Here is a 7887-nt window from a genome sequence, read left to right as displayed (position 1 = left end):
CACGCCCCACCCTCCCACCGGTCGTTGAGCGAGCGAAGCGAGCCGAAACGCAATGCGCCCCACTCCCACCCCAACCGGTCGTTGAGCGAGCGCAGCGAGTCGAAGCGCAGTGTGGCCTACGCCCCACCCAGGCCGGTCGTTGAGCGAGCGAAGCGAGCCGAAACGCAGTGTGCCCCCACTCCCACCCCAACCGGTCGTTGAGCGAGCGAAGCGAGCCGTAACGCCCCGCCCCGCGCACCCCGCGCGCCCGCCCCGCAGCTCCGCCCCCGCACCTCCGCGCCCACTCCCGCAACCCCCGTACCGCGGCATGATGGTCGCATGCAGCGGCATCCGGCGTCCTTTCTCGAACGGGACGTCTCGCGCGCGGACTGGATGGAGCTGTTCTTCGACCTGGTCTTCGTCGCGCTGATCGGCCAGCTGTCCGCGGGGCTGCACACGACGCCGACGTTCGCCGCCCTCGGGGTGTTCGTCGCGCTGTTCGCCTCGGTCTGGTGGTCGTGGGTGAACCTGACGTTCACCGTCAACATCCAGGTCGGCCTGTCGCGGCGCGCGCTCGCCGGCTACATGCTCGGGGCGATGGCCGCGGTCGGGGTGATCGCGGTCGCGGCGCCCGACGCAGTGGGCGACCGGGCGTGGCTGTTCGCGCTGGGCAACGCGGCGCTGCGTGCGATCATGCTCGGTCTGTGGGTGCGGCGCAGCTGGCGTTCGAGTGCGGGTTCGCGGCTGCGCATCCTGTCGTACAACGGCGTGACCGCGGCGATCTGGCTGGCGTCCGCGTTCGTGCCGTCGCCGGCGCGGTTCGTGCTGTGGGCGCTCGCGATCGCGGTCGAGGTGGTGCTGCTGATCGCATCCGCGCCGGGGCTGCTGCGGCGGATCGGCGCTGTCAACGTGGAGCATCTCGCCGATCGGTTCGGCACGCTCGTCATCATCGCGCTGGGCGAGTCGGTGCTCGCGATGGTCGTGAGCGTGTCGACCGCGTGGAGTCCGCTGTCCGCGCTCGCCGCGGTGCCGTCGCTCGTCATCACGGCGGGGCTGGCGTGGGCGATGTTCATGTTCGGCATCGACGCGATGCGTTCCGGCTTGGAGCATCTGCTCGCGCGAGATGACTCGCGCGGCATCGTCTGGACGGTCGCGTTCCTGCCGTTCCTGCTCGTCGCGGGCGTGATGATGCTGGCCGGCGCCGTGTCTCTCGCGATCGAGGCACCGGATCGGGTGCTGCCGGCGTCGGCCGCGGCATCCCTCGGCGGGGGAGTCATCCTCTTCTACGGCACGAACGCCGTGATCTCGCTGCGCTACGGTTCCCCGTGGCGCGAGGTGCTGCCGTGGGCCGTGCCCGCGATCGCGGTGCCGCTCGTCGTGGGTGCGGCGGCGCTGGTGCTCCCCGCGATCTGGTCGGTCACGGCGATGGCGGTCACGATCGCGGCGATCGTGCTGCTGTCCGAGGTGCGCGCCCGGCAGTCGGTCTAGAGTTTCGCGTCCTGCCGGGGGATGACGATCTGCTTGATGATCAGCAGCACCGACGCGGTCACGGGGATGGCCACGAGCGCGCCGAGCAGGCCCAGCAGGGTGCCGCCGACGAGGGCGCCGATCACGACCAGCGACCCGGGCACCGAAATTGTCTTGTTCATCACCCGCGGGGTCAGCACGTAGGCCTCGATCTGCATGTAGATGAGGTAGATGATCGCGAACACGAGGGCCATCAGCGGGTTGGAGAACAGGGCGACGACCGACGCGAGCGCCCAGTACAGCACCGAGCCGACGAGCGGGATGAGCGTGATGAGGAACGCGACGATCCCCATCAGCGCGGCGAACGGCAGGCCGAGCACGAGGTGCAGCACGAACGCGACCACCGCGTTGCAGAACGCGAGCACCACCATGCCGCCGAGGTAGCCGCCCACCGAGTCGGTGATCTGGTCGGTCATGGATGCCGCCAGCGCCCGGTTGCGGGCGGGCCACAGTCGGTTGAACGCCTTCTTCATGGTGGGGATGCCGGCGAGGAAGTACAGGCTCAGCACCAGCACGATGACGACGCCCGAGATGCCCGACGCGATGCCGGCGCCGACCTTGAGCAGGCCGCCGGCGATGGCGGTGAGGTTCGACGGGTTGGACAGGAACCCCTCGACCTGCTTGACGATGTCGCTGGTCTGCGAGCCGAATTCGGATGCCAGCCACCGGTACAGGTCGGTCTTCTGGAAGTCGCTGATGAGCACCGGCAGCGTCTTGATGAACTGCGCGACCTGTTCGATCACGGTCGGCACGATCAGCAGCAGCACGCCCACCAGGATGACGGCGAACACGGCGTAGACGATCACGATGCCCCACGCGCGGCTGACGCTGTGGCGCTCGAACCAGCGCACGAGCGGGTCGAGCCCGAGCGCCGCGAACAGTGCGAACGCGACGTAGATGATCACGGTGGAGAGGTTCGTGAACGCGACGCCGACGGCGAACGCGACGAGCCCGCCGAGCGTGAGCGAGAAGCCCACCGCGAACGGGTTGTGCAGCCCCATCCACACCGGTCGGGGATGGTCCGGGGAGGATGCCGACGCCTGCGCGATCACGACGGTGGCGTCCGCATCGGCGGGTGCGGCGGCACCGAGCGCGCGGCGCAGTCGGCTGCGTCGCCGGCGGCTGGGCATGGAGTCGTCAGTCACGGTGTCACTCTACGGGAGGCACAGAATTCGCACAGGAGACCGGGGCGGCGACGACGCCTGCTCGGGCGGTGCCGGGTGCGCGTCAGGGAGCGGGTTTCATGGATGGGCGTGGTCATGCGGCGGGTCGGAATCGTGTGGGCGGTGGTTGCAGGTCGCCCCACAGGTACCGGCGTTCGAGGGGCGGCTGGAGCACGGTGGGCGCGGTGCGCGAATCGGGGGAGTGCAGGACGAATGGTCCGGTGCCGTCGCGGGTGATCGACCAGCCGTGGTGATGAAGGTTCCTGTGGTGGAACGCGCAGAGCAGGATGCCGCGGCGCACGTCGGTTCTGCCGCCGTGCGCGTAATGGTCGATGTGGTGCGCCTCGCAGTAGGACGCGGACCTGTCACAGCCCGGCCACACGCATCCTCCGTCGCGGACGGCGAGGACGAGGCGCTGTTTCGGAGTGAACAGGCGGGCTTCGCGGCCGAGGTCGAGCGGGTTGCCGTCCGAGTCGGTCGTGCAGGTCAGGGTTCCCGTGTCGCAGGCGCGCTGGGCGGCGAACGCGGCCGGGACGGGCGCGTGGGTGTCTTCGATGACGGCGGTGCCGGGCCGCCCGGCCCGTGCGGCATCCTGCGCGGCCCGGTTGACCACGACCCGGATGCCGGCCTGCCGGGTGCCGAACACCTGGGCGGCGTCGGCGAGGGCTCCGGCATGGAGCACGTCGATGAACAGGTCGTATGCGAGCTGCTCGTTCGTGCGAGGGTCGGCGGCCAGGGCGTCGGCCGCGGCCTTCTCGTCCGGGTCGACGAACCGCGGCCCTCCCCGGCGGGGTCGCAGAGCGGCATCGAGGATCGACGTCGCCCAGGCTCCGCCGCCGGCCTCGAATTGGATGCGGGCGCACTGCACGCCGTCGGCGGTGGTCCACATCCGGAACGACCGGGCCTGGAACTGGTCGTCGAACCGGCGCTGTGCGCCATCCGGGTCGAGTCGATCCCGGATGATCCGCGCCGCCGCCCCGAGGTCTTCGACCGTGCGGCGGGCGGCTTCGTCGATGAGCTGCTCCGCGGCCACGCGCCATGCGTCCACCGTCTCCGGATCTACCACGGCGGGCCCCGTCGCGGGCGGGTCTCCGAGTCCGCGCCGGATCGCGGATTGTTGATCGAGGCTGATCCGGCCCGCCGTGAATGCGTCCCCCAGGCAGGCGTGCCACGGTCGTGCCTGAACGTCCGGGGCGTCATCCGTGTCCGGGCGCGCGTCCGGTCCGGTGTTCGCCGATGCGCTGTCGTCCGGCTCAGCCGATGCGGTCTCGAGCAGCGACTCGCCGAGCCGCGCGGCCTTGCCTGCCTGCGTGCGGGACGCTCCGGTCAACTCCTGAACCAGCGACACCGCATTGCGATGCCCCCGACGCTGCGCGAGCCCGTCGTGACCGGCGTCTCGCGACGACCGCTGCGACGTGACACCGGCGGCGACGACCCGCAGCCCCTCGAGCTCGCGGATCGCGTTGGTCGTCGCGACGATCACCCCGACCACCTCATCGTCGCGCAGCCCGGCCATCACCGGTGCTGCCTCCGCGACGCCCACCTCGCCCAGGATCCTCGACAGCACTCGAAGCTGCTGATCGACGATACCAGCGAAACTGTCCATGCCGAAAGCTTCTCACCAACCTCCGACATTGGGAGTTATGCCCTATTCGGAAGTCTGGTTGACCGAGGCTCCGCGACCCGCCAAGGTCGGGCTCATCCCGTCGACCCCGGGCACCCCGGGCCGCGGGGATTTTCGTCGCAGGTGTGCGCGACGAGCACCGTGCGGGCCACGTAGAGCTGGAACGTCGTGCTCGGCGTCTTCGCGGTGACGTACCCGGCGACGTCGTACCAGCCGGGATGCCCGGTGAACGCGACGCGCGCCGAGTACGCCACGAAGACCCGCACAGTGACGAGGGCCTTCTCGGTGTACGTATGGGAGGTGGCCGTCCGGGTGAAGAGCGGAGAGTCCTCTGCCTTCCAGGTCGATCCGCCGGTGCCGATGGTCTTCGATGCGCCGTCGCCGTAGTCGAACCGGTACGCGACCGGCGTGAACTGCACTGTCACGGGCAGGTCGAACAGCGACCCGGTCACCGACTGGCGCCGTGCGGATGCGACGAAGTTGGTGGGTCGCCCGACGATCCCGAATTCCGCCGGCTCGACGGTGAGCGACGGTGTGGCGGGGTGGAACGAGGCGATGTCGGTGAGCGTCGGGGTGCGCGGCCCGGATGCCTTCTCGGGCTCCGCCGGCGTGGCGCGGTCGCACGGAACCTGCGGGGCGGTGGTCGCGACAGCGCATCGGGAAGTGGCGGAGGCGCCCAGACGATCGAGCGCCGCTGCGTCCCACGGGGTGGGTTCCCGCTCTGAAGACGGTGATGAGAGTGGTGAGCGCGAACCGAGATCGTCCAACGGCTGAACCGGGAGTCCACCTTCACCGGGGCGCTCAGCCGCGACGGTCACGTGGGTGCGGCTGTTGGCGATGCTCGTGGCTGTCTGCCCAGTTGCACCGCCGACGTAGCCGACGTTATCGCCCGGGGGCGGCTGAAGCCCGGCAATCAAGGAAGCGACGATCACGATCCCCGTCCTCAGCATGTCGGCGCTCCGTCGCGCTTCTGAATCTTGATGATCTTGAGTCCGGTTCGGGTCGACGCGTCTCGCGAGAAGGCCACGCGTACCGGAAGGATGTCAGGTCGCGTCGGGAGGACCATCGATTTGCCTTGTGCGTCGGTCACAGTGACACCACGGACATCCAGACACCCGGCGATGTAGACGTCACCCCAGGCTGGCTCGGAGTCCGACGACGGGAGGGGCCGAACAAGTCTCACAACGGATTGCCCGCGCATTCGCCATCCCTTTGCGGACATAGCCATCAACTCCTCGCGATCCGTCTTCAACGCGTCCGCCAGCAGCCATGCGTAGACAGGCTCGAAGCTTCTCGGGTCGGACAGATCCACGTGGTTCCCCGCATCCACGTACCCTCGGTAGGTCGCTTCCGCCGCCTTGTACGCGGCATCCGCACTGGCGAACGGCGGGGTCGGGGTGGGACTCGGCCGCCGTGTCTCACCGGCGCATCCAGCAAGGCTCAGGGCGAGCAGCCCGGCGACGATCCCGGCCATGACGCGCGACTTCATCCCGCCACCGTAGTCAATTCCGCGCAACGGCCGCGGAAGTTATCCACAGGGGGACGGATGCCTCGCTCGCGCGTCGCGCCGCCTGCATCCCGTAGCCTCGAAGGGACGAGGAGGATGCCATGACCGACGCCGACCCGACCGAGACGCTGCGCCGCCTGCGCGGCAGCATCGACAACATCGACGCCGCCCTGATCCACATGCTGGCCGAGCGCTTCAAGGCCACCAAGCAGGTGGGCGTGCTCAAGGCCGAGCACGGGATGGCGCCGTCCGACCCGAACCGCGAAGAGCAGCAGATCGCGCGCCTCCGCCGCCTCGCCGAAGAGGCCGAGCTCGATCCCGAGTTCGCCGAGAAGTGGTTCAACTTCGTCGTCGCCGAGGTGATCCAGCACCACGTCGCCGCCGCCGACTCCAAATAGGGGAGGGCGCTCCGCTCACCGGTCGTTGAGCGAGCGGAGCGAGCCGAAACGCGTCGTGCGTGCGTGAGGGGGGTGCTGCGTTTCGTCTCGGTCGCTGGCGCTCCCTCGCTCAACGACCGGGGGTCTTTCGGCCGCCGATGTTTCCCCACCGCCCGCCGGTCGTTGAGCGAGCGGAGCGAGCCGAAACGCGTCGTGCGTCCGTGAGGGGGTGCTGCGTTTCGTCTCGGTCGCCGGTGCTCCCTCGCTCAACGACCGGGGGTCTTCGTCTCCGGCTCCTTGGCCGCGCCGGACGCCCCCGCGCCGGCATCCCCACCCGTCGCGCCCGCGCCACTCGACGCACCTGCGGGGAGCTCCAGGGACACCTTGGTCTCGAGCACCTCGATCGCGTCGTCCGACAGGGCGATCAGTCCGTCGAGCTCCCGGCGCACCCGCTTGTAGGCCAGCTGCCGCTCGGCGGGGGTCGCGGCCTGGTCGACGGCGACGCCGAGCAGCTGCTTGGCGGTGTCGAGCCGCTTGCGCTCGTCGTCGGTGAATCCGGTGTCCTTGAGGCGGCGGGCGTCCCGCTCGGCGACGTCGAACGCGACCTCGTAGTCGGTGACCGCGGCCCGGTAGGCGGCGAAGTCCTCGGCCGAGACGGCGGCATCCGCGGATGCCGGACGGGCCCGGTCCGCGATCGTCCGCGCGCGCAGGAACGCCGCGGTCAGCGGCTGCCGGCCGTCGCTCATCGCCGGGTACTCGATGAGCTTGGAGACATCCAGCTCGTAGTCCAGCCACCGGTGCGTCACGGCGTCGTGGGCATCCATCAGCCGCTGCAACTGCACCTTCTGCGGCACTTCCGGAGCAGCAGCCGACGGCGCAGCGCCTGCCCCGGCCGCGTACGGCGGCAGCACCTGTCCGCGTCGCGCGGCACGGACCTCCGCCTTGGCGTGCAGCGTCTCGAGCCGCCGCTGGTGCCGGCGGCGCGCATTCCGCTCGTACTGGTTTCCGATCGCGCCGAACACCCCCATGAGGGGGAACACGAGCCACCAGTACGAACCGGCGAAATGCCAGAAGTCCACGCGCTCAGCCTATGCCGGAACCACGGACCCGATCCGGCGAATCAGCCGAGCAGCAGGCGGGCGTCGCCGCGCCGAAGTTTTCTCTTGACCGCTTCCGATTGCGGGTGTATTCGTTGCACAGCGGCATCACAGGGAGAGGTCGGATGCCGCGTCAAAGGGGGGGAGCGACCCGCAGGTCGTCTCGCCATCGCCGCCTGACCACAGCCGTGCTCGGGCGGTTCCGCGCGCACCTCGAGGAGCGAACATGAAACGCACGACTGCGGCCATTGTGCTGACCGCCGGCATGACCGCCACTCTTGCCGTCGTCCCGGCCGTCGCCGCGAACGCCTACCACGGCAACACGAACTCTCATCACGCCAGTACGAACTCCCATCACGGCAAGACGAACGCCCACCACGCGAACCCGAAGGCCCAGCACGGCAACCGGACGATCGCGCACGGCACCGTCACCGAGGACCTCGGCTCGTCCGCGGCCGATTGGATGATCACCTTCAACATCCACGCGCGCGGCAACGGCAACAGCTCGCAGGTCTCGATCATGCAGGGTGCGAACGGCCCGGTCAGCACGTTCTCGGGGTCGGTGTGCTCGGGCAGCTACACCGACCCGACCCTCGGCGGCACCACGTACTAC

Annotated in this window: 8 protein-coding genes; 3 read left to right on the top strand and 5 right to left on the bottom strand. The window is 69.7% G+C overall.

The features are described from left to right. Positions 1 to 318 precede the first annotated feature (318 nt). A complete protein-coding gene (locus tag VJR25_RS15020) occupies positions 319 to 1467 on the top strand; it encodes a low temperature requirement protein A (RefSeq protein ID WP_324116443.1) in 1149 nt (382 codons plus the stop codon). Here the strand turns inward: VJR25_RS15020 and VJR25_RS15015 are convergent. The 4 genes from VJR25_RS15015 to VJR25_RS15000 form a co-directional block, all read right to left on the bottom strand. Continuing rightward, a complete protein-coding gene (locus tag VJR25_RS15015) occupies positions 1464 to 2651 on the bottom strand; it encodes an AI-2E family transporter (RefSeq protein WP_324116442.1) in 1188 nt (395 codons plus the stop codon). The two genes, VJR25_RS15020 and VJR25_RS15015, sit on opposite strands and share 4 nt — an antisense overlap. 112 nt (positions 2652 to 2763) lie before the next feature. Further along, positions 2764 to 4275 (bottom strand): HNH endonuclease signature motif containing protein, encoded by a 1512-nt coding sequence (locus VJR25_RS15010; RefSeq protein ID WP_324116440.1) that lies wholly within the window; start codon positions 4273 to 4275, stop codon positions 2764 to 2766. A gap of 92 nt (positions 4276 to 4367) precedes the next feature. Then, positions 4368 to 5225 carry a hypothetical protein gene (locus tag VJR25_RS15005; protein ID WP_324116439.1) on the bottom strand — a complete coding sequence of 286 codons (858 nt, stop codon included), beginning with the start codon at positions 5223 to 5225 and terminating at the stop codon, positions 4368 to 4370. Between the two features lie 11 nt (positions 5226 to 5236). Beyond that, on the bottom strand, positions 5237 to 5782 hold the full coding sequence (locus tag VJR25_RS15000) for a hypothetical protein (RefSeq protein WP_324116437.1): 546 nt from the start codon (positions 5780 to 5782) through the stop codon (positions 5237 to 5239). Between the two features lie 119 nt (positions 5783 to 5901). Here VJR25_RS15000 and VJR25_RS14995 point away from each other — a divergent pair, with 119 nt between their 5' ends. Further along, positions 5902 to 6198, top strand: a complete 297-nt coding sequence (locus VJR25_RS14995) for a chorismate mutase (RefSeq protein ID WP_324116435.1) — start codon at positions 5902 to 5904, stop codon at positions 6196 to 6198. Between the two features lie 245 nt (positions 6199 to 6443). Here VJR25_RS14995 and VJR25_RS14990 read toward each other — a convergent pair whose 3' ends face one another. Continuing rightward, positions 6444 to 7256, bottom strand: coding sequence for a hypothetical protein (locus tag VJR25_RS14990; RefSeq protein ID WP_324116433.1), 813 nt, complete (start codon positions 7254 to 7256; stop codon positions 6444 to 6446). Positions 7257 to 7500: 244 nt separating this feature from the next. On the opposite strand from VJR25_RS14990, the gene VJR25_RS14985 reads away from it, so the two are divergent. Then, the coding region (locus tag VJR25_RS14985; RefSeq protein ID WP_324116431.1) for a hypothetical protein at positions 7501 to 7887 on the top strand (387 nt) is incomplete at its 3' end.

Source organism: Microbacterium sp., from assembly GCF_035277845.1.
Lineage (GTDB): Bacteria > Actinomycetota > Actinomycetes > Actinomycetales > Microbacteriaceae > Microbacterium.
Note: the sequence above shows the minus strand (reverse complement) of the source record. Positions and strands in the feature narration are given on the sequence as shown.

Bases quoted from the DNA above. Each gene is read 5' to 3' on its own strand.
- VJR25_RS15020 (WP_324116443.1), top strand. From the start codon at position 319: ATGCAGCGGCATCCGGCGTCCTTTCTCGAACGGGACGTCTCGCGCGCG.
- VJR25_RS15010 (WP_324116440.1), bottom strand. From the start codon at position 4,275: ATGGACAGTTTCGCTGGTATCGTCGATCAGCAGCTTCGAGTGCTGTCG.
- VJR25_RS15000 (WP_324116437.1), bottom strand. From the start codon at position 5,782: ATGAAGTCGCGCGTCATGGCCGGGATCGTCGCCGGGCTGCTCGCCCTG.
- VJR25_RS14995 (WP_324116435.1), top strand. From the start codon at position 5,902: ATGACCGACGCCGACCCGACCGAGACGCTGCGCCGCCTGCGCGGCAGC.